Here is a 19,902-nt window from a genome sequence, read left to right as displayed (position 1 = left end):
TGATGGCTTGATATTGGACAGTGGAAGTTATACTATCACCCTCACCGGCGTTCAAAGTGCTAAAGCAATCCCGGAAGCATCATCTGGACTAGGTTTATTAGCGTTTGGTGTTTTGAGTACAGGTGCTATTGCCTCGCGTAGAAGACAGCGGGGTAGAACTATAAACGGTATTTCCTAACTTGAGTTGGGGAGAGGTTTTGATTAGCACAGTAGAAAGTTTCATCCTTATGGGGATGCAACTTTTTCCGGCAATATATAAGCGCGGTAATTGATTTCGACGCGGGCAATTAATTCTTAACTAGCAGCAATAAGCGCTTACTTTTTTAGGAGATATGAAAATGAAAAAGAATTTATCTTTCACCTCGCGACGTAGCTTGTTGAAATGGGGTCTTCTAAGCGTTGGTGCGGCAGCTTTAACCACTCTACCTGAGAGAGTGACTGCACAGACTAATGAGTATGGCAAAACTCTGACATTTAATGCTGATGATATTGGTATCCTTAACTTCGCTTTGTTATTAGAGGAACTAGAAGCAGCATTTTATTTACTTGTGCTTAAATCTGGCAAGATTACAGATCCTAAAGAGTATGACTATATCAAAGCCATAGGTTCTCATGAAGCTACCCACGTCAAATTTCTTCGGGAAGTTCTAGGTAAAAATGCTACTTTTAAGACGAAAAATCTCAAATTTAACAAAGCTGGGTTAGATGCTGTCCTGACAGACCGCGATACCATCTTGAATACGGCTGTAGCTTTGGAAGATACGGGTGTTCACGCTTACAATGGGGCGGGAACAAGCTTGAAAGACCCCACATACTTACTGGCAGCTGGTTCGATTGTATCTATTGAAGCACGCCACACTGCTGGAGTACGTGCGCTTCTGAAGCGACCTACCACAGAGCCAGATAGCGATCGCGCAGTCAACGATGCTGACCTAGTTCCTGAACTCAATCCATTTAAGGGACGTGCCTACGATGAGCTATACACGCCCAAACAGATTATAGCGATTGTCGGCTCTTTGAATATATTGAAAAACCCAATCAACGGCGCACTTGTCGCTTAACCCCAGGAGTTACAAAGAATATGAAAACCCTTTTCTCGCTAGCAGGGCAATTAGTTGTCAGCCTCGGTTTGGCAGCAACTTGGGGTAGAATGCTGATCCTGTCTTTACTCCTTCTATCCTTGCTCACAATCCCCGTAACAGCAGCTTCTGCTCAGTCAGCAACACTTACACCTAAGGAAGTTGTTGAATACGCTTTGACTTTAGAAAAACTGGAAGCTGATATGTATAGCCGTGCGTTTACTGCAATCAAGAGCGGTGGATTGATGAGTCTCCCAGAACCTGCTAAAAAAGCAATCAAGTCCTACGGACAGGATGAGGGTATGCACGTTACCGATCTATCGGCTGTATTGACATCTCTGGGAGGTAATCCAGATGCGATCGCTATCCCAAAGAACCCCAACTACGATGCTATACTCAATCGCGACCCATTTAATAATCCTGAAGATTTTCTCCTGGCGTTACAGTATGTCGAAGACACGGGGGTAGCAGCTTATAAGGGACAGGTGCAGAACTTGCTTGCCGCCGGTGATGCTGGTAAAGTTGTCTTAGCTGGAGCTTTGGAAATCCACACTATAGAAGCTCGACATGCTGCTGGTGTTCGCTATCTACGGCAAACTTATTATGGTGCAGATGTGCGACCTTGGGTTAGAGATGCCAGTGAAGTCCTCTTCAACAAGAATCGGGAAGGGTCTAATTCCCCAATTCCCTTCAGTAATGAAGCTTTTGATGGCTTTGCCACAAAAGACGAGGTGATAGCGCTGGTGGGTCCCATCCTGACCGAGAAGTAAATAAAATTCGGCTGTTCTCCACACGCGCTATCAAAAGCGATATGCCGTGTGGGGAATTTCTTACTTTAAACGCGATCGCTCTTGTTGGAGAAAATTGGCGATCGCCCGATCAAGCTAAGTGGTTCATTGACGATTTGTCACGCGATCAACAGACAAGCCGAGATATATTGGTGATGGTGTTGGCGAAGTTAGATTTACACTTGAAGTGATAAGACTAAAGTAAAGACTGATGACTCAAGCAATCGGCATAGACCAACTTATTGCAGAAAAGGTGAGAACCCTTTCCCTTGAAAAACAGCAGCAGGTGCTTGACTTCGTGGAGTTTTTGCACAGCAAATCGCTAAGAGTGGAGTTTAAGCACCCTAATGGGACGCTAATGTCTGCTTTAGAAGCTGCGGCAGACTTAGTAGGGTGTGTAGATGGAGGACCTGGAGATTTATCTACAAACAAGGAGTATCTTAACAGACCATTACGAGAATGAAGCAAGAAGTAATGTTAGATACAGGTCCTTTAGTAGCTTTAGTCAATCGTCGGGAGCAATTTCATAACTGGGTGACAAATCAGTTGAGAGAGATTGAACCACCTTTGTTCACTTGTGAAGCAGTGATTACAGAGGCTTGTTTTCTCTTACAGAATGTCTATGGAGGTGAACCAGCAGTAATTTCTTTGATGCAAAGAGGAATCATCCAGATAGAATTTCGTCTCAGTCAAGAAATTGCTCTGGTTGGGGAGTTGATGAGACGTTATCAGTCTGTACCGATGTCTTTAGCGGATGCGTGTTTAGTGAGAATGACGGAACTTTCTCCTCTAAGTGAATTGCTCACCCTTGATAGTGATTTTACAATTTATCGTAAGAATCAAAATCAAGTAATTTCTGTAATTATGCCAGAAGTTGGATAAGAAAAGCTAGAATTTACGTTTTCGAGTGTACATACTCCAAGACTGGTAACAAGTTCATAAACTAGTGCAACTTGAGATAAAAGTAATTGTTATATATTTTACTCGATTTTTAGTAGATAAAGGCAGCAAGCAGCAGAACAGAATGTTGATGATATTCAACGATAATCCCGGTTTATTGAAGAAACCGGGATTCTAAGGATTATTTACCATTTGTCATGCGCTCAAAAACCAAACTAGAGATTTGGGGAAATATTTTCCAATCGTAAGCATAAGCGCGGTCTTCAGCAAAGACAACAAGAATATAAGCTGCTTTTCCATCTGGTGTTGCTATATATGCTGCTTCTTGACGGGTGTTAGAAGTCCAACCAGCTTTACCACCAAAGTCAATATTGCTTGGCAAAGGTTCGCTGAAGAATCCCCGTACAGGATTAAATTCGTTAGGATTTTGATCGTCTTTTTTCAAATTCCTAGTTTGCGAATCTATTCTTAATAAATTTATCATTTTTCCACTATAATCTGGCGATATAGCTTGATTCTCATAAATTTCATATAAAAGTCTGGCAGCGTGCAGCGTTGTCATCTTATTACGAATAGGCTTTTCTGGATTACCTCGCATTTTTAACTCAGCACCTTTAGGTTCAGAAATATTGAGGTAATTGATGGGAAAAACTTTCTGATTTAAGTTAATATTCGTATACCCTGCTTGTTGAAAGTATTTATTTAATTGATTGCGTTTTTGTACCCAATTTTCATACTCTTCACCTTGGAAATCATTTCTTGATTGAGTATTGGTAATTGTATCAACAACGTAGCTGGCAGAATCATTATCAGAGTTTTTAATCATTTTGCTGAGGTATGGTGTAAAATTGGCTTCGCTCGCAGGATTATTCTGGATTAGCGAATACGAATATACCATCCAAAACATTTTGACAATACTAGCTGGATATCGCAGTTCATCTTGTTGATATGCTCCATACTTCCCTGTTTTTGCGTCGATTAATGTGATTGACAATGCTTTTTTTGGTAGTTTTTTATCAGTTGCCAGACTAACTGCGCGATCGACAATACTCTGTAATTTCTGACTTTTCTGGAAATTTGGAGAAATAGTGATATTATACGTCAGTTCTACATTTGTTTGTTGTAATGGAGGCAAAGTATTTAGCGGATAAACTGGTATAGGTAATGAGGAAATTGGTGGTGAAACAGGTGTATTTTTAGTTTGAGGAATATTTGTTGGTGGTGAAGAAACTGCTTTTGGAGGAGGTGAATTTTGTCGTCGATTAATTGCTAATCCAATTAGTGTTATAGCTAGCACAACTCCTGCAACTATACTGAAAAATTGCAGACGAGATAATCGTGATGGTTGTTTTTTCCGCAATCTCATTTTTGTCTGTTGATTTTGAGTTTTTTCTATTCTTGTATTGTCTAATTTTTTTTCAGATAAATGTGTAAAATGTTGCTGTAATTGCTTTTCGTCAGGTGCTATTTGCTGTTGTAATTTAATAATTGTTTGCTGCTGCTGTTGAAGCTGTTGATTGGCACGAGCTAAATCTGCTTCTAATTCAGAAATTCTTCGATCGCGTTGTTTAATTTGTGATTGTTCAGACACGAATTATACCTTATTCAACAGGACGTGTTGGTTCGTCGTCGTCTTTTTGAGAATCGATCAAGCTATAAACATTGAGGAAGGTTGCGGAAATAAAAAATATAAATGCTAGCCAAAATCCAAAACCGTAGCTGACTAAAAGTAAACCTTGCCCTTGTTTGACGATTTCGCTGTCGATTTTGGACTTGAGCATCAGCAGCAAAATAAAACCGACGATACCAGCACCTGCTGGAGCGAACGCGCTTTTTTTCGCTTTGATAAAACTGGTTCCCAAACCAATAACACCAGAAATCAAAGCGATAGTCGCTAAAGGATCTGCCGGAATTTTTTCCTCTTTTGACTGGTTGCCAAAAATACTTGGTTGCCTAACCGTTTTACCTATGGCTAAATCAATTCCATTTAAAGTTGCGATTTCTTCTTGTCTGCAAGAAACTGTAATAAAAGGTAGAAAAAAGCAAATTAAAGTTAAGGTAAATAAAGCTGGAGAAATTTTTCTACGTAGTTTATTCATGTATTTTCCTAATTTAACGAGTATTAATCACTCTCACAGTTGTATAATCAGATATTTTTAGTTTTCCATTCTCTAGTTGTAAAGAATATCTAACTAACCTTGTATCAAATGAGCTATTTTCATCATTAACTATTTCTCCATCTTTATACAGTTTGCGGTCTTCTGTAAGGACTATATCGAGTGTTGCTTGATCGCCATTAGCGACAAAGTTTTCAATAGAATCGATTCTTTGTACACCATATCGATAATAAGCGTTGTTATCTTCTAGCCATTCTAATGAACTTCCTTGTCCAATATTTTTTCTATATGCTTCACCTGTAGTTAATTCACTTCCTAATTCGCGATTAAACGGTGGGGCAAATAACTGAGCCTTGGATTGTTGCCACTGGTTAATTAAAGCGAATGCTGCTTTTTTGGTAATTGCTGAGGTTTGTGCAGTAGCGATTGGTGGCTGAGGATCGCTGATAGGTTGCTGCGGTGTTCTAGAATTTTCGGAAACAGAAGAAGTTGGTGCTGGAGAGGAATTTTCTGGTGCTGGAGAGGAGTTTTGTTCTGCCACTGTTTGTTGTGGCTGAGGTTGGTTAGATGTTTCTTTGCGGTTAATAACTGTTAAACCAATAAGGACACACGCACCAATTACACCACCGGTAATCACAGCTTTTTGCCAATCACTCATGCCTTTACTGACTGGTGCTGGCTGCTGATAATAAACTGGCTGCTGGTATGGGATTGCTCCACCTGATGATACCACTGTCGCTGGCTGGACGTATCCTCCGGATGGCGGTGCAGATATTTGCGTGGCAGCAAATGGAGGTATAGTAGGTGCAATGGGAGTTACACCAGTCTGCAATGCTTCGAGCATTTCTCTAGCACTAGAAAAGCGATCGCGTGCATGAGATGCGATCGCTTTATCCAACACAGCCGCAAAACTCGGACTCAACGATAATGCAAAATGTCGCCACACAATCTCACCAGTAGCTGGATCGGTTGGCAATTCCTGAGGAATCTTGCCTGTGAGCAAATAAATCGCTGTTAATCCTAAACTATACAAATCACTGGCAAATACAGGTCTTCCAGCAGTTTGTTCGCTCGGCATAAACCCTGGTGTACCAATTACAATCGACCTGCTAGAATTCCCGGAAGCAGTTACTACTGTTCCCATCGTTTCCTTGACTGCCCCAAAGTCGATTAAAATCGGTTTCCCGTCTGTGTAGCGAATGATGATGTTATCTGGCTTAATATCCCGATGCACAATCCGCTTACTGTGGACGTATTCCAGAACTGGCAAAATATTTATCAAAATTTCTTTGACTGAACTCTCACTCAATACCCCCTGCTGTTGCAACTTTTGGGTTAGAGTTTGCCCCTCAATATATTCTTGTACTAAATAAAATTGCCCATCTTCTGTGAAGTAGGCATTTAACCGAGGAATTTGATTGCTGTTACCACCTAGTTCTTCTAAAATCGCCGCTTCTCGCTGAAACCGTTCTTGTACTAACTGATAAACCTGAGCATTATTAGCTACTGGCTTGAGCTGCTTAATCACACATCGGCATCCCGATGGCATCTGAGTATCTTCTGCTAGAAATGTTTCACCAAACCCACCCGAACCCAGTACCCGAATCACCTGGTAGCGATTTTTCAATAGTATGGGTGTCATTATCTCTTTACCCCAATACGGTTACTTAAATTTATTTTATGCTTAATACATTGTCCTGCATATATATATCTAAAAATATTTTGTTTATTTTTCTTGGTATTTCTGGCAAATTTTCATATTATCGTTGATTTAGAGGTGAAAAGACACCTTAATCAATCATCATAATTCTTCAATGAATACAAAAATAGGCAACAAAAATTTACTAAGTACAAACCAGTACTTAGAGCTAAAAAGTCAGGGAAAAGTTTTACACATAGAACTGAGTAAACCACAGCACAAAATGGGACGCGATCGCAATTCTGTCGATCTGCTAATCCCGGAAGATTGGCAAGTGGTAGGACGTTGCCAAGCTGTGTTACGCAAAGAAGGGGAAGACTATCGCATCTATGATGGAGATGGCATTCACCCCAGTACAAATGGGTTATATATTAATCACAGTCGCATCACTACCGATGCAGGATATTTACTGAAAAATGGTAGTGAAATCTATATCGGTCAAAACCCGCAAAATCAGGTTTTGTTGAAATACTACAATCCTGCTAACCCAGTAATCAGTAGTAAACCAAGTTTACAATCAATTTCTCTGAAAAATCGCTCTGTATTAATTGGTCGCGATATTAATGCTACTTTACCTTTAGATGCTCCGACAATTTCCCGGCATCATGCCACAATTGATACAGATGCTCAAGGACGCTACATTTTACGCGACCACAGTACCAATGGCGTATTTGTTAACGGACAGCGAGTTAATAGCACTACATTACTATCACCGGGCGCAACTATTCGCATTGGACCATATACCTTAATTGTACGTGGTGATGAACTACAAATACTCGATCAAGGCTCGCGCATTCGTCTGGATGCTTGCAATGTGGTGCTAGAAACCAAAGGTAAGCGACGATTAGATGATGTTTCTTTAGCGATTGAACCGGGACAGTTTGTTGCGTTGGTGGGGGGAAGCGGTGCGGGTAAATCAACTTTGATGCGATCGCTCTTAGGAACTGAGCAAATAACCAAAGGTATGATTTACTTAAATGGGGAAGACTTGCGAAAAAACTTCAATATCTATCGCACGCAGATTGGTTATGTTCCCCAAGACGATATCATTCATCGGGAATTGACAGTTGCAGAAGTACTTACCTACGCTGCCAAGTTGCGATTACCACCAGATATTGATGTCCCAAACGTGGTGGAAAAGACTTTACAAGATGTGGAAATGTCGCACCGTCGCAATGCGAGGGTAAGCGAATTGAGTGGAGGACAGCGCAAGCGAGTCAGTATCGGGGTAGAATTGCTAGCCGATCCGAAGTTGTTTTTCTTGGATGAACCAACATCTGGACTCGATCCGGGGTTGGATAAAAAGATGATGCAACTATTGCGGAAATTGGCAGACCAAGGACGGACGGTGATTTTGGTGACTCATGCGACAGCTAATATCAAGTTGTGCGATCGCGTGGTTTTTCTCGGTCAAGGTGGACGCTTGTGTTATTTTGGTCCCCCTGATGCATGTTTGCAATTTTTTAGCGTTAAGGAAGACTTCGCCGATATCTACAACCAGCTAGAAAAACCAGAAACTGTCATCGACCAAGCGCAAAAATTTCACTCTTCAGATGATTATCGCCGCTACGTTGCCAATCACCTCAGTCCGGGAAATCAAACTTCACAAACCAATGCCAATAACAAACAAGGTTCTGGTATATCTTTTATAAAACAATTAGGTATTCTTGCTCAAAGATATTTTCAGATTCAGCAACGCGATCGCATCAATCTTGCTTTAGCGCTTTTAACCGCACCTATCGGCATTAGTTTAATTACCATTGCACTCAAAGATATCCATCCCTTAATTTTACCAGCAAAACCAGATGCAACACTCGCACCTTTAGCCTTGCGGGTATTATTTGTATTTACCTGTGCTGCTTTGTGGGTGGGACTTTCTAGTTCATTGCAAGAAATTGTCAAAGAAGCAGCGATTTACCTGCGCGAGAGATTGGTAAATTTGAGTTTATTTGCTTATCTTGGTTCTAAATTGACAATTCTTTCCGGTTTAGCATTTTTGCAAACTTTGCTAATTTATTTAGTTGTGCTTATATTATTTAAATCTCCCGAACCGAAATTAATTTCTTGGCAATTAGGATTATCAATTACTACTTTCCTCACACTTTTAACTAGTATGAGTTTAGGGCTATTAATTTCCGCCATTGTCAAAAATAGCAGTCAAGCGAATAGTGCCTTACCTCTATTATTAATCCCGCAAATTATCTTTTCTGGTGTCTTGTTCAAGATGGAAGGTATTGCTAGTAAAATTTCTTGGTTGATGCTGAGTCGTTGGTCAATAGGTGCTTATGGTACTTTAGTTAATATTAATGCAATGGTTCCCGATGCGATTAAATTACCTGATGGTAGCACAGTTGCTAGACCATTTGACCCAACACCAGTTTATGATGCAACGTGGGCGAATCTGCAATTAAATTGGGGGCTTTTGTGTTTGCATATGGCGATTTATTTAATTGTTACTTTCTGGTTACAAAAGCGCAAAGATATTTTTTAGATTTCTCTTTCACAATAGTGCTTGCTCGTCAATAACGAGTGCTTGTGATTGTGTCAAAAACAGGGTGTCGGGTGTCGGGTGTCGGGTGTGGGGAGAAGACGGCACATGCTAGAGGCGTATGTTTCCCCGCATGGTGCAACCGTCCTCAAAGGACGAGGCTTGTACCCAATGGTTGTTGGGGCTATTTCGACACTGCAACCCCACACCCTACCCCCTACCCCCGCCCCAACGGGGCTTGGTCATCATGTAATTTGTATTCCTATAGTGGGTTTACGCATGAAGGCGATGCGGAAGCCGCCGCTTCGCGATCGCACTGGTTCCGCCAAGAAGGGTGCGATCGCTTTTTCACAATTATATATTAGTCGATTAATCGTTAAAACGTTTAATCAAAAAAGCTACTAAATTAGTCATCGACAATAGGAACGAAGGATGTGATGTGACAACGTAAAGAATGAATCCTCCCGTTCCGCCTAAATTCACTAAAAGACATGAAAGAAAAGCTGTGCAGCAGTCCAAGGTCAAAATTCGTTGCCGCTTACAAGATTTAATCGATGCTCAAGGCATGACGAGATCGGCATTGGCGACTGCGACAGGACTGACCAGTGCAGCCATCAGGGGACTATGTGAGAACACCGCAAAGCGCTACGACGTTGATACTTTAGCCGTCCTGTGTGACTTTTTTGGGTGCGATATGGGCATATTGTTTGAGGTTGTTCCAAGACAAGGTGAGGGGATGGATCGCGGGCATCAAGTGTGATGTCGTGTAGTGCCACCAACGACTTTATCAGATATTCTCGTTCCTGTTATTGCAAAAAATACTTCTACTACCGCCATGTAAGCGATCGCACTTGTAGTTCGGCTCAAAGACCCAACAAGGTATATTTTGTCAAAAATAGTACCATCAAGGGTACTGCCAGAGCTTAGTTATTCAAGCCATACTACAGATAGATACAAATTGAATTCTTTTCAATTGGACAACCAACTCCAACAATACCAAGGCAATAAATATGCGTAGACGTCATGGATTTCCCCCTCGTACAGGTGAGAATCAACCGCTGGGTGAATTTACAGAAACTGGGAAGTTCGGCAGAATGTTTCCTAAATTGCCGAGTTTTACTCCATCAATAGCAAGTTTGACTGAATTGGGCGATGCAATGAACGATCCAAGCCCAAATACTCCCGACGGTGACAATTTAAATGTCCCTGCGGGGTTCACTTATCTGGGTCAATTTGTCGATCATGACATAACCCTTGATACCACTGCTCTGCAAGAGACTCTTGTCGATCCATTGGCAGTGCAAAATTTCCGCACACCAAGGCTTGACCTTGATAGTCTCTATGGCTCAGGACCTGATGTGCAACCGTATCTCTACCAACTCGATGACCCGGATCTATTTTTAATTGGGACAACGAACGAAAAGCCAGGAGCGGGAGATCCATCGGTTCCGACTAAACTGCCCAATGACCTGCCTCGTGCCCAAAGTACTTTGGGTCTTCTTGGCGACTCGCGCAACGACGAAAACTTAATTGTTGCCCAACTGCACCTAGCTTTTTTGAAGTTTCACAACAAAATAGTTGCAGGAATTAGGGATGGAAGCATTAAACCAAAGAATTCTACTGACAAATCGGTTTTTATACAAGCCAGAGAATTGGTGATTTGGCACTATCAGTGGATTGTACTGTACGATTTTTTGACTCGCATTCTTGACAAAAATCAGCTAGAGGCGGTGTTGACTAAAGGCAGACGCTTCTACAAATTTAAGGAAGAGCCATTCATCCCGGTTGAGTTTTCAGTAGCTGCCTATCGTCTCGGTCACAGTATGGTGCGTGCGGTTTATGATTACAACCGTGTATTTTCTAATCCCCCTGTTCCACCAAGACCTGCTGGTACTTTGGAACTGCTGTTTCTTTTCACTGCCAAATCAGGTAAGTTTGGTGACTTTGCCAATATTCCTATTCCCAGTGACTGGATCATTGACTGGAGAAGGTTCTTTCAAATCGATCCTAATGTGCAAGTTGGTTTTAGCCGCAAGCTAGATCCATTCCTCGTTGACCCGTTGAAGAATTTGCCGAATGTTCCACTTCCTAATTCACTGGCAGTGAGAAACCTGCTGCGCGGTCGCAGTCTCGGCTTACCATCCGGTCAAAGTGTCGCTCGGTTTATGAAACTCCAGCCGTTGACTAAGGCTGAAATCTCCACAGGAGCTGATGGAGCAGTTGCCGTTAAGCATAACTTTCATATTGAGTCACCACTGTGGTATTATATTCTCAAAGAAGCGCAAGTCCAAGGTCAAGGAAAGCGCTTGGGTCAAGTAGGAAGTCGCATTCTCGCTGAGGTGTTTATCGGTCTTCTGGAAGCAGATAGCAGCTCGTTTTTGGTGCGTTGCCCAGATTGGAAGCCGATACTACCTGCCCAAAATCCCGGTACATTTACAATGGTAGACTTGTTAAAATTTGTCGGAGAACTCAATCCGATTGGCGATAAATAATAAAATGTAACGGATTTTGTAGATGCGTAGGGGAGACAAATTGGGGTGTGGATTTTCCTCCCCCAATATTGCCGTTGCGTTATGCGTAACGCACCCTACAAATACTAATAAACCGGACATGATACCAAAAGTTATTTCGGCGAACTCAAAAGTTATTTCGGCGAACTCAAAAGTTATTTCGGCGAACTCAAAAGTTATTTCGGCGGACTCAAAAGTTATTTCGGCGAACTCAAAAGTTATTTCGGCGAACTCAAAAGTTATTTCGGCAGACTCAAAAGTTATTTCGGCAGACTCAAAAGTTATTTCGGCGGACTCAAAAGTTATTTCGGCGATCGCATTTGTTATTTTGGCGTGTCCATAACACACCCTACGAAACTACTAGAAGAGTTGAAACCTATGCTGGTCAATTTGTGTGTACACCCTAGATGCGTAGGGGAGGCAAATTGGGGTGTGGATTTTCCTCCCCCAATATTACCGTTGCGTTATGCGTAACGCAACGCCAGTTTGCTCAAGTCGGGAAACCCTTTCGGCAATCGCTCATGGGGGAGACCCCCAAGACCGCGTTGCCTCACCATGCAACTGGCTCCCCTACAAATACTACTTACGGTTCTTTACCTTGCGCTCGTTTTTCTTCAATGCTTTGCACTAATTCATTGACTGAAGTAATACGTCTTCCTTCACGGTGGATGCGTTGACCTAATGCGTGAAGTGCTTCTTCATCCGAACGATGTTGTAATACATAGCTTCGCAATTCCTGAATACTCATTTGTTCAAAATTTGGTCTAATCACGATAATCCACCTCTCCTTGTTGGTTTATTGCGGCTTGCGTCTCTTCCCCTGCAATGATTATCAAGTCTCCTGTTCGCCTATCGACACAAACTAAGTGAATTGATACAAACATACTGGTTAGAGAAATACAAATTCTGTACATCTGCTGTAATTGCTTAAGTGATGGCTGATTTTCCCTGGTCATGCAGCACCATTGTCCTCTACTTTAGCTGGTTGATAATGAAAAACTAATTACTGACTAGCGCAAACAAGCTTCTACCCATCAGCTTGAATTTGCTTAACTACAGTCAGCGCTGAGTAACTCACCCCAGCAGTACCTTCCCCAGGATGGGTAGAGTCACCCACTAACCATAAATTCTTGATTGGTGTGCGATTGGCAAAACCAAAGGGACCGAAAGTAGATATTCTTTGACCAATACCGCCGACAATACCACGATCGCGTGCTGTATAATTAGCAAAGGTGCGCGGTGTTGCGGCTTCTACATGAATAATCGTTTCTGGTTTCAAGTAAAAGTATTGCGAAAGACGTGCGATCGCTTCTTCTGTATATTTTTGTTTTAAGCCTTCATAATCCTCAGTCTGCCACCACGGTAATGGATCGACAAAGGATGAAGCAATAATTGTTGCTTTCCCTTCAGGTGCGCGACCATCTCCCGGATGGCTGACGGAGACAAATAGCGAATTATTCTCGCCAATTTCACCATTGGCATCATACATAAATTGTAGATGGGGCGGGCATCCTGGAGGAATGGCGCTTGCGTCTACACCCAAATAAACGACAAACGCACCGGATGCGGGGGGTAGTTTTTCTGTTCGCTTTTTATACCCGCGAGGAGCTTTTTCACCTAATAGTTGCACTAAGTTCTGTACGGTGACATTTGCAACTATATGGTCGGCTGATTCTGTCCAGACTTCGCCGGTTTTCTGATTTTTAATGACGACGGCAACAGCTTTGTTATGCTTTAGGTGGATATGTTCTACGGTGTGGCGCATCAACAATTTACCACCGTCTCTTTCTAAAGCTGAAACTAAGCGATCGCTTAATACTTGCATACTACCTTGCAGATGAAACAATCCTTGCGGTAGTTGTGATACGCTCAATGCTGTGGCTGCATAAAGTAATGCTGTCTCTTCTGCATTCACTTGAGAATACAGCTTTAATTGCAAATCTAAGAATGTCCTTAAACGGCGATCGCTTCCTAATTTATAAGCTCGCAAAGCATCGCCCACTGTAAACAAAGTGTAAGGCACGGTAATTAATGTACCAGAGCGAACCGCCTTAGTCAACTGCCACAAGTCCCAGATGTTACGTGGTGGTAGCACCGGATCGCGTCCTTGAAATTTCCAACTGGCTTTAAATAAAGCTGCCATTAATTGCCAGAATGGTTCACTACCAGGAAACTGTCGTTGACGTTCTTCTTGCCATTTTTCTAAATCACGCCAAACGTTAATCGGTGTTTTCTCCCCCGGAAGATACACTGCACAAGCTGGATCGCAAGGTGTCGCTTTTGGAAGCTCGATTTCTAATTCCGAGAAAATACGGTGGTGAATACCTCCTGGTTCTAACCCTGCCACCTGAGTTGCTCCTACATCAAAGGTAAAGCGAGCGCGTTTGAAGGTAGAAGCACAACCTCCCGGTACGATCGCTTGATCCAAAATTAAGACGCTGTAACCTCTATGAGCTAATAAAGCCCCAGCAGTGAGTCCACCGATTCCTGCACCGATGACGATGACGCGATCGCTTGGCATAGATACTTTTACATATTTCTTAATATTTCTATTTATAATTTTATATTATTTGAGGAAAGCAGGAAATTTTGCCGTAAGTAGGCGATCGCAACCAATGTCATCCAACAATCGTAGAGACGTTTCTGTGTGGAACGTCTCTACAATATGTACAATTTTTTCTTGACATCTGAACTGACGGCGCAAATTTTCCCAATTTCATTCATATATCGTCCGACACATTTGTAACACTTGCAACCATCTTTGCCCCATCACTCTTGCATATGGTTTGGTGGGATATTGGTATGGTTTATACATTTGTCCCTGAATTTCAGTAACTGTGATGTTGCGATTAACAGCTACTTTGCGAACAAGTTTAAATTTTTCTAAGAACTGCAACCAAGAGTGATGATCTGACCAAATCAACGAGGTTATTGGTTTAGCAGCAATTTTTAATATACATTCAATAATGCATTGATAAATTGGTCTTAACAAAAGCGGACTATAATCCAATTTTACAGCATTATATATCCATTCTAAAGTGGTCTTATAATCTCCATTATCTTTACTTTTCCATGCTAAGTAAACGTAAAAAGAACTGGCAGACCAAGTATATATATGATTCGGTATTTCTGGATGCCTATCTTTGAACTTTGCCATCATCAGATTATAAGATTTTGCCATTGTCTTACAACTGTTAGACATACTGGCACTTAGCTGACGATAACCAACCAGAAATTCAGGCACAACCCGAAGTTGATAATATTCGGCTATTCGCAGATAAATATCCCAATCTTCACAACCTTGAGCATTCTGCTGTTTAAGTTCGCAGTCGTAGCCACCAACTTTTTCAAAACAACTTCGACGGATTAACGGCGTACTAGCACTACCGATAAAGTTACTAAATAGCAAAGCTGGGTAGACTTCTCCCTGTACGCTGTGGATGTTTAAATAATTATAGGGTATGTATTGTCCGATAATTATATCATCTTCGTCAATAAATAAACACCAGGCATAAACTAATCCTACAGATGAACCTCCTTCTAATATGCACTGTACTTGTTTGTCAAGTTTACTAGGATACCAAATATCATCAGCGTCCAGGGGTGCGATATATTCCCCTCTCGACTTTTCTATTGCTAAATTACGCGCTGCGGCAACTCCGGCATTTTGCTGTTTCAATAAAATTACACGACTGTCTTTTTCGGCAAAAGACGCCACAATTTCCGCAGTTCTATCTTTAGAACCATCATCAACTACTAAAACTTCGATATTTTCGTAAGTCTGCGAGAGTACAGACTCTAATGTCCGACCAATAAATGCCTCTGCGTTATAAGCAGGAATAATAACTGAAACAAAGGGCAGATTATCCTTCATTTTGTTCACAAACCTTGTAAATGTTGGTTAAAGAATTTAAAAAGTTAGCCAAAAACAGAAAACAGATAAAAATCTGACAAAAAGTCCGAAATCAAAGAAAAACTTGTCTACATGAAATTACTTATTTGGTTGAATAATCTAAATTATATCCTACAGGAATTTACGGAAAAATCAACTTGATGTTTAATAACAAAATTTAGGTATTTTGACGGGATGAAGGCGATCGCTCTCCTTCTTCAGATTGCAACTCTCACCAACAGGCAATCATGGTTCTATCTTTTAAAAAAATCCTTCTATAGAAGGATGACAAAAATTGTGCAGGTAATCAATGCAAAAATTTTGTCAAAAAGTGTTGACGAATGCGGGTTATATAAGTCCTAGGTAAAATAAAGAAGTAACAGAGCTTTTCACCCACAACTACCAATGACTTCAACTTTGCTGAATTTTCCTCGTCTCAATGCCCCAAAGCTGCACATCTTGCCCAACGGGTTGACAATAGTAGCAGAGCAAATGCCGATTGAAGCCGTTAACCTCAACTTGTGGGTTAAAGTCGGTTCAGCTGTAGAATCAGATGCAATTAACGGCATGGCTCACTTTTTAGAGCATATGATTTTTAAAGGCAGTGAGCGACTAAGTAGCGGCGAGTTTGAACGTCAAATTGAAGAGCGCGGTGCTGTTACTAATGCCGCCACCAGCCAAGATTATACTCATTATTATGTGACAACTGCTCCCAAAGATTTTGCGGAGCTAGCCCCACTACAAATTGATATAGTAACTAATGCCAGTATTCCTGATGAAGCTTTTGAAAGAGAGCGATTGGTAGTTTTAGAAGAAATTCGCCGTAGTGATGATAATCCTCGCCGGCGCACCTTTCAACGAGCGATGGAAACAGCGTTTGATCGACTACCCTATCGTCGTTCGGTATTGGGACCAGAAACAGTCATTTCTCAACTAAAAGCGCAGCAAATGCGGGATTTTCACGCTATGTGGTATCAACCACAGTCAACGTGTGCTGCGGTTGTGGGTAATTTGCCGGTAGAAGAATTAATTGAAATTGTCGCCGAGGGATTTAGTGCAAAAGACGGGATAACCCCACCCGAACAGCATTTAGAAATTACTCAAGAATTACCATTTACAGAAATTGTCCGCCGAGAATATGTAGATGAAAGTCTAACTCAAGCACGATTGGCAATGGTTTGGCGAGTTCCGGGGTTAATTAAGCTTCCGGAAACTTACGCGCTGGATGTTTTGGCAGGAATTTTGGGACATGGACGCACATCAAGGCTAGTGCGAGATTTGCGCGAAGAAAGAGGATTGGTTTCTTCGGTTTCTGTGAGTAATATGACGCAGCGGTTACAGGGGACTTTTTATATTTCCGCGCATTGTGCTGTAGAAAATGTGCCAGCCGTGGAAAGTGCGATCGCTCAACATATTAGCAGGCTACAAACAGAAACGATCGCCGAAGCTGAAATTGAGCGCGTGCGAAAGCGTGTCGCTAACAGATTTATTTTTAGTAACGAAACACCAAGCGATCGCGCTGGTTTGTACGGTTACTATCAATCTATGGTAGGAGACTTAGAACCAGCCTTTGATTATCCAAATCACATTCAAGCTCAAAATGCAACCGATTTAATGCAAGCTTCTCAAAAATATCTTTCACCAGATGCTTACGGTGTAGTTGTCATGAAACCAGCTTAATAATTGGGCATTGGGCATTGGGAATGGGGCATTGGGCATTGGGCATGGGGCATTGGGCATGGGGCATTGGGCATAGGTTTGGCAGTGCGTTGCGCGGGTTAAGCGCGTTGTAGCACCTGCCGTCATTGGGCATTGGGCATAGGTTTGGCAGTGCGTTGCGCGGGTTAAGCGCGTTGTAGCACCTGCCGTCATTGGGCATTGGTTATTGGTAATTATTTTTATTACCCATTCCCCACTCCCCATTCCCCACTCCCCATTCCCCACTCCCCACTCCCCATTCCCATTCCCCATTCCCCCATTCCCACTCCCCATTCCCCATTACCCATTCCCCATTTCCCATTCCCCATTCCCCATTCCCCAATCAAACGATGTGGACTAAAATTGATGCTGATATTAGCCAGGTGACTGGCGAGAAATTTGAGAACCAGAATAGGCGATCGCTTAGTGGTGGATGTATCAACCAAGGTTATGCTGTTTCTAGCGGCGAACGCACTTACTTTGTTAAGCTAAATCAAGCAGCGCAAATTGCTATGTTTGAGGCTGAAGCGCTGGGTTTGCAAGAAATGCGGCAATCAAATAGCATACGCGTCCCGAAACCAATTTGCTGGGGGACAGCAGATAATTTCAGCTACATCGTTTTAGAGTGGCTGGAAATGGATAAAGGTAATAGCAAATCTTGGTCAGAGATGGGACGCAAGTTAGCCGCGATGCATCAAACTACTAGCAGTCAAGGTATGGGCTGGAAAATTAATAATACCATCGGTTCCACGCCGCAAATTAATACTTGGACTCAAGACTGGGCAGAATTTTATACTCAACATCGACTATTGTATCAATTTGAACTTGCAAAACGGCGCGGTGGCGATTTTCCTCAACAAGAAAAATTACTAGCAGCTATACCTAAGTTACTATCACATCAGCCGCAACCTTCCTTGGTGCATGGCGATTTGTGGGGGGGAAATGCTGGGTGTACTGTGTCAGGAGAATCGGTAATTTTCGATCCGGCAACTTATTTTGGCGATCGCGAAGTTGATATTGCCATGACCGAACTTTTTGGCGGATTTCCAGCGGCGTTTTATCATGGATACAACGAAGTCTTTCCTTTAGATGCAGGCTATGAACAAAGAAAGACTATTTATAACCTATATCACATTCTCAATCATTTTAATTTATTTGGTGGCGGTTATGCTTCGCAAGCGAATCGCATGATTGAAGAAATTTTGCGGTTTTGAGGAAAATAAGCGATACCTTCTCTACAAGATGCCTTGATCGCGATCGCGATCGCGCACTTTAGTAAAGTTCGTCTTTCCTTATATGTAAACTTTTGTACTGATATTCATATTTTTGCTTGAAATTCTCGGTAGTTAACAATCTCTTAAACAATTGGAAATTGGGCATTGGCAATGGGTAATTGGGCATTGGGCATTGGGAATCGGGCATTGGGAATTGGGAATTAAAGAAGAAATAGTTCGCTCATCACTGAACAAATACGATTCTTTCCATGCCCATTGCCCCATGCCCCATGCCCCATTACCGATTCCCCATTTCCTAAATTCGTATTTGACCTTCCCTGGTTCTTCCCGATGACTCTCTAACTTGAAACATATCAGGCAGTTAAGCCTGCAACAAACCCTTAAAAATTAGAGGATTCAAAATGATTAGCGACATCAAAGGATTATACAATGCCTCGGGTAAGCAAATTATCAAGAAAAAAATTCTTAACAACGCACCACTGCTAACCACCACAGAAGTTCATCAACCCACAACTACTCAGGCTGTCGATATCAAAGGCTTTCAAAACAGTACTAACAGTAATGGGGATTTGGCAGCCATTGCTGTTGTAGCTGGAACAGTCTTAGCCTTTGGCTCGACTATTAGTTTAATTTGTAAAGCGCTTAATCTGGGTAAATCGGCGGCAAAAATTGCAGAGGATACACAACAAGAAAAGCCTGAGACGGTTATAGCCTCGACTATACCTGGTAATCAACAGAGTATTATTGCTGCATACGTTAAACAAGCTCATACCTTCAATCAGCAGGGAGATACGAATAAAGCGATCGCTCTATTCGATAATGCAATTCGTATTTTTCCTGACGATGCTTACCTCTACAGCCAACGCGCTAACTTACGCCGGCAAAATCTACAAGACACAAACGGAGCACTTGAAGATTATACCCTAGCGATTAATCTTCATCCAAAGAATCCCCTATTTTACCTTTGGCGTAGTCAGGTTTACTATGAAATCGGCGATAAGTGCAAAGCAATGGCAGATTATAACACAGCTATTCGTCTTGCCCCGGAAGATACAATGTATCACTCTTTTAAAAATGGGTAATGGGGAATGGGGCATTGGGCATGGGGCATGGGGGAGCCAGTGCGCCCTTACGGGTTTCCGGCTTGAAGCAACTGGCGTCATGGGACATAGGGCATGGGGCATGGGGGAGCCAGTGCGCCCTTACGGGTTTCCCGGCTTGAAGCAACTGGCGTCATGGGGCATGGGGCTGAGATCGAAATTTGGCTTTATTCCCATTGCCCATTGCCCATTGCCCATTGCCCAACGCCTGATTTTTGCAATTTCAGGTTTAATATTTAGCAGCCGCTCATCCTCCTAGCGGTGGATTATTCAAATTTTTATCACAAAATATTTTAAGCTCATCCCACCCCAGCCACGGAGTGGGATGAGAGCGGGCATGGGGAATGGGGCATGGGGCATGGGAAAGAATGCCAATGCCCAATGCGATAGGGCCCC

24 protein-coding genes are annotated in these 19,902 nt (G+C 42.2%); 13 read left to right on the top strand and 11 right to left on the bottom strand.

Features of this window, described 5'->3' with window-relative positions; translation table 11 throughout:
* Positions 1 to 338 precede the first annotated feature (338 nt).
* The 5 genes from AABK37_RS33615 to AABK37_RS33595 are packed head-to-tail and all read left to right on the top strand — an operon-like array spanning position 339 to position 2,749.
* Positions 339 to 1,061, top strand: a complete 723-nt coding sequence (locus tag AABK37_RS33615) for a ferritin-like domain-containing protein (RefSeq protein WP_432555813.1) — start codon at positions 339 to 341, stop codon at positions 1,059 to 1,061.
* A 20-nt stretch (positions 1,062 to 1,081) separates the two neighbouring features.
* Positions 1,082 to 1,849, top strand: a complete 768-nt coding sequence (locus tag AABK37_RS33610) for a ferritin-like domain-containing protein (protein ID WP_432555812.1) — start codon at positions 1,082 to 1,084, stop codon at positions 1,847 to 1,849.
* 41 nt (positions 1,850 to 1,890) lie between these two features.
* The gene (locus AABK37_RS33605; RefSeq protein WP_432555811.1) at positions 1,891 to 2,058 is read left to right on the top strand and encodes a hypothetical protein; all 168 of its coding nucleotides are present in this window, start codon (positions 1,891 to 1,893) and stop codon (positions 2,056 to 2,058) included.
* A 20-nt stretch (positions 2,059 to 2,078) separates the two neighbouring features.
* Complete coding sequence (locus tag AABK37_RS33600; RefSeq protein WP_039747961.1) at positions 2,079 to 2,330, top strand: DUF2281 domain-containing protein; 252 nt, start codon at positions 2,079 to 2,081, stop codon at positions 2,328 to 2,330.
* Positions 2,327 to 2,749 carry a type II toxin-antitoxin system VapC family toxin gene (locus tag AABK37_RS33595; RefSeq protein ID WP_432555810.1) on the top strand — a complete coding sequence of 141 codons (423 nt, stop codon included), beginning with the start codon at positions 2,327 to 2,329 and terminating at the stop codon, positions 2,747 to 2,749. Before AABK37_RS33600 ends, AABK37_RS33595 begins: the two co-directional genes overlap by 4 nt.
* Before the next feature lie 199 nt (positions 2,750 to 2,948).
* Here AABK37_RS33595 and AABK37_RS33590 read toward each other — a convergent pair whose 3' ends face one another.
* From AABK37_RS33590 to AABK37_RS33580, 3 genes are read right to left on the bottom strand one after another with little or no spacing between them, the layout of a single operon-like run.
* A complete protein-coding gene (locus AABK37_RS33590) occupies positions 2,949 to 4,358 on the bottom strand; it encodes a serine hydrolase (RefSeq protein WP_432555809.1) in 1,410 nt (469 codons plus the stop codon).
* 10 nt (positions 4,359 to 4,368) lie between these two features.
* Positions 4,369 to 4,866: a hypothetical protein gene (locus AABK37_RS33585; protein WP_432555808.1), complete on the bottom strand. Its 498-nt coding sequence runs from the start codon at positions 4,864 to 4,866 to the stop codon at positions 4,369 to 4,371.
* Positions 4,867 to 4,879: 13 nt separating this feature from the next.
* Complete coding sequence (locus AABK37_RS33580; protein ID WP_432555807.1) at positions 4,880 to 6,526, bottom strand: protein kinase domain-containing protein; 1,647 nt, start codon at positions 6,524 to 6,526, stop codon at positions 4,880 to 4,882.
* Positions 6,527 to 6,698: 172 nt separating this feature from the next.
* On the opposite strand from AABK37_RS33580, the gene AABK37_RS33575 reads away from it, so the two are divergent.
* The 4 genes from AABK37_RS33575 (at position 6,699) to AABK37_RS33560 (ending at position 11,563) form a co-directional block, all read left to right on the top strand.
* Entirely contained in the window at positions 6,699 to 9,074 is a 2,376-nt protein-coding gene (locus AABK37_RS33575) for an ATP-binding cassette domain-containing protein (protein WP_432555806.1), read from the top strand.
* A 48-nt stretch (positions 9,075 to 9,122) separates the two neighbouring features.
* Complete coding sequence (locus AABK37_RS33570; RefSeq protein WP_432555805.1) at positions 9,123 to 9,476, top strand: hypothetical protein; 354 nt, start codon at positions 9,123 to 9,125, stop codon at positions 9,474 to 9,476.
* A 100-nt stretch (positions 9,477 to 9,576) separates the two neighbouring features.
* A complete protein-coding gene (locus tag AABK37_RS33565; RefSeq protein WP_432555804.1) occupies positions 9,577 to 9,831 on the top strand; it encodes a helix-turn-helix domain-containing protein in 255 nt (84 codons plus the stop codon).
* 250 nt (positions 9,832 to 10,081) lie between these two features.
* On the top strand, positions 10,082 to 11,563 hold the full coding sequence (locus tag AABK37_RS33560) for a peroxidase family protein (RefSeq protein WP_432555803.1): 1,482 nt from the start codon (positions 10,082 to 10,084) through the stop codon (positions 11,561 to 11,563).
* Here AABK37_RS33560 and AABK37_RS33555 read toward each other — a convergent pair.
* From AABK37_RS33555 to AABK37_RS33535, 5 genes are all read right to left on the bottom strand, one after another.
* Entirely contained in the window at positions 11,522 to 11,929 is a 408-nt protein-coding gene (locus AABK37_RS33555; RefSeq protein ID WP_432555802.1) for a hypothetical protein, read from the bottom strand. The genes AABK37_RS33560 and AABK37_RS33555 overlap by 42 nt on opposite strands.
* Before the next feature lie 235 nt (positions 11,930 to 12,164).
* Complete coding sequence (locus tag AABK37_RS33550) at positions 12,165 to 12,353, bottom strand: DUF6887 family protein (RefSeq protein WP_432555801.1); 189 nt, start codon at positions 12,351 to 12,353, stop codon at positions 12,165 to 12,167.
* Positions 12,346 to 12,537 carry a DUF6888 family protein gene (locus AABK37_RS33545; protein WP_432555800.1) on the bottom strand — a complete coding sequence of 64 codons (192 nt, stop codon included), beginning with the start codon at positions 12,535 to 12,537 and terminating at the stop codon, positions 12,346 to 12,348. The genes AABK37_RS33550 and AABK37_RS33545 overlap by 8 nt, the downstream gene beginning before the upstream one ends.
* Before the next feature lie 71 nt (positions 12,538 to 12,608).
* Positions 12,609 to 14,102: a C-3',4' desaturase CrtD gene (crtD, locus tag AABK37_RS33540; protein ID WP_432555799.1), complete on the bottom strand. Its 1,494-nt coding sequence runs from the start codon at positions 14,100 to 14,102 to the stop codon at positions 12,609 to 12,611.
* Between the two features lie 195 nt (positions 14,103 to 14,297).
* Entirely contained in the window at positions 14,298 to 15,455 is a 1,158-nt protein-coding gene (locus tag AABK37_RS33535) for a glycosyltransferase family 2 protein (protein ID WP_432555798.1), read from the bottom strand.
* 423 nt (positions 15,456 to 15,878) lie between these two features.
* On the opposite strand from AABK37_RS33535, the gene AABK37_RS33530 reads away from it, so the two are divergent.
* Positions 15,879 to 17,153, top strand: coding sequence for a M16 family metallopeptidase (locus AABK37_RS33530; protein ID WP_432555797.1), 1,275 nt, complete (start codon positions 15,879 to 15,881; stop codon positions 17,151 to 17,153).
* On the opposite strand, the gene AABK37_RS33525 is transcribed toward AABK37_RS33530, so the two are convergent.
* Both AABK37_RS33525 and AABK37_RS33520 read right to left on the bottom strand, forming a co-directional pair.
* On the bottom strand, positions 17,112 to 17,396 hold the full coding sequence (locus AABK37_RS33525; protein WP_432555796.1) for a hypothetical protein: 285 nt from the start codon (positions 17,394 to 17,396) through the stop codon (positions 17,112 to 17,114). The genes AABK37_RS33530 and AABK37_RS33525 overlap by 42 nt on opposite strands.
* Complete coding sequence (locus AABK37_RS33520) at positions 17,375 to 17,500, bottom strand: hypothetical protein (RefSeq protein ID WP_432555795.1); 126 nt, start codon at positions 17,498 to 17,500, stop codon at positions 17,375 to 17,377. Before AABK37_RS33520 ends, AABK37_RS33525 begins: the two co-directional genes overlap by 22 nt.
* A gap of 21 nt (positions 17,501 to 17,521) precedes the next feature.
* Here AABK37_RS33520 and AABK37_RS33515 point away from each other — a divergent pair, with 21 nt between their 5' ends.
* Entirely contained in the window at positions 17,522 to 18,385 is an 864-nt protein-coding gene (locus tag AABK37_RS33515) for a fructosamine kinase family protein (RefSeq protein ID WP_432555794.1), read from the top strand.
* Between the two features lie 132 nt (positions 18,386 to 18,517).
* Here the strand turns inward: AABK37_RS33515 and AABK37_RS33510 are convergent, their stop codons facing one another.
* On the bottom strand, positions 18,518 to 18,670 hold the full coding sequence (locus tag AABK37_RS33510; protein WP_432555793.1) for a hypothetical protein: 153 nt from the start codon (positions 18,668 to 18,670) through the stop codon (positions 18,518 to 18,520).
* Between the two features lie 137 nt (positions 18,671 to 18,807).
* Here AABK37_RS33510 and AABK37_RS33505 point away from each other — a divergent pair, with 137 nt between their 5' ends.
* Together AABK37_RS33505 and AABK37_RS33500 are read left to right on the top strand one after the other, a co-directional pair.
* Complete coding sequence (locus tag AABK37_RS33505; RefSeq protein ID WP_432555792.1) at positions 18,808 to 19,488, top strand: tetratricopeptide repeat protein; 681 nt, start codon at positions 18,808 to 18,810, stop codon at positions 19,486 to 19,488.
* Positions 19,481 to 19,765 (top strand): hypothetical protein, encoded by a 285-nt coding sequence (locus AABK37_RS33500; RefSeq protein ID WP_432555791.1) that lies wholly within the window; start codon positions 19,481 to 19,483, stop codon positions 19,763 to 19,765. Before AABK37_RS33505 ends, AABK37_RS33500 begins: the two co-directional genes overlap by 8 nt.
* The last annotated feature ends 137 nt before the right edge of the window (positions 19,766 to 19,902 follow it).

Source organism: Tolypothrix sp. VBCCA 56010 (genome assembly GCF_050875635.1).
In the GTDB taxonomy this organism is placed as follows: Bacteria; Cyanobacteriota; Cyanobacteriia; order Cyanobacteriales; family Nostocaceae; genus Hassallia.
The sequence above is the reverse complement of the archived record's forward strand: the minus strand, read 5'-3'. Positions and strand labels throughout refer to the sequence as shown.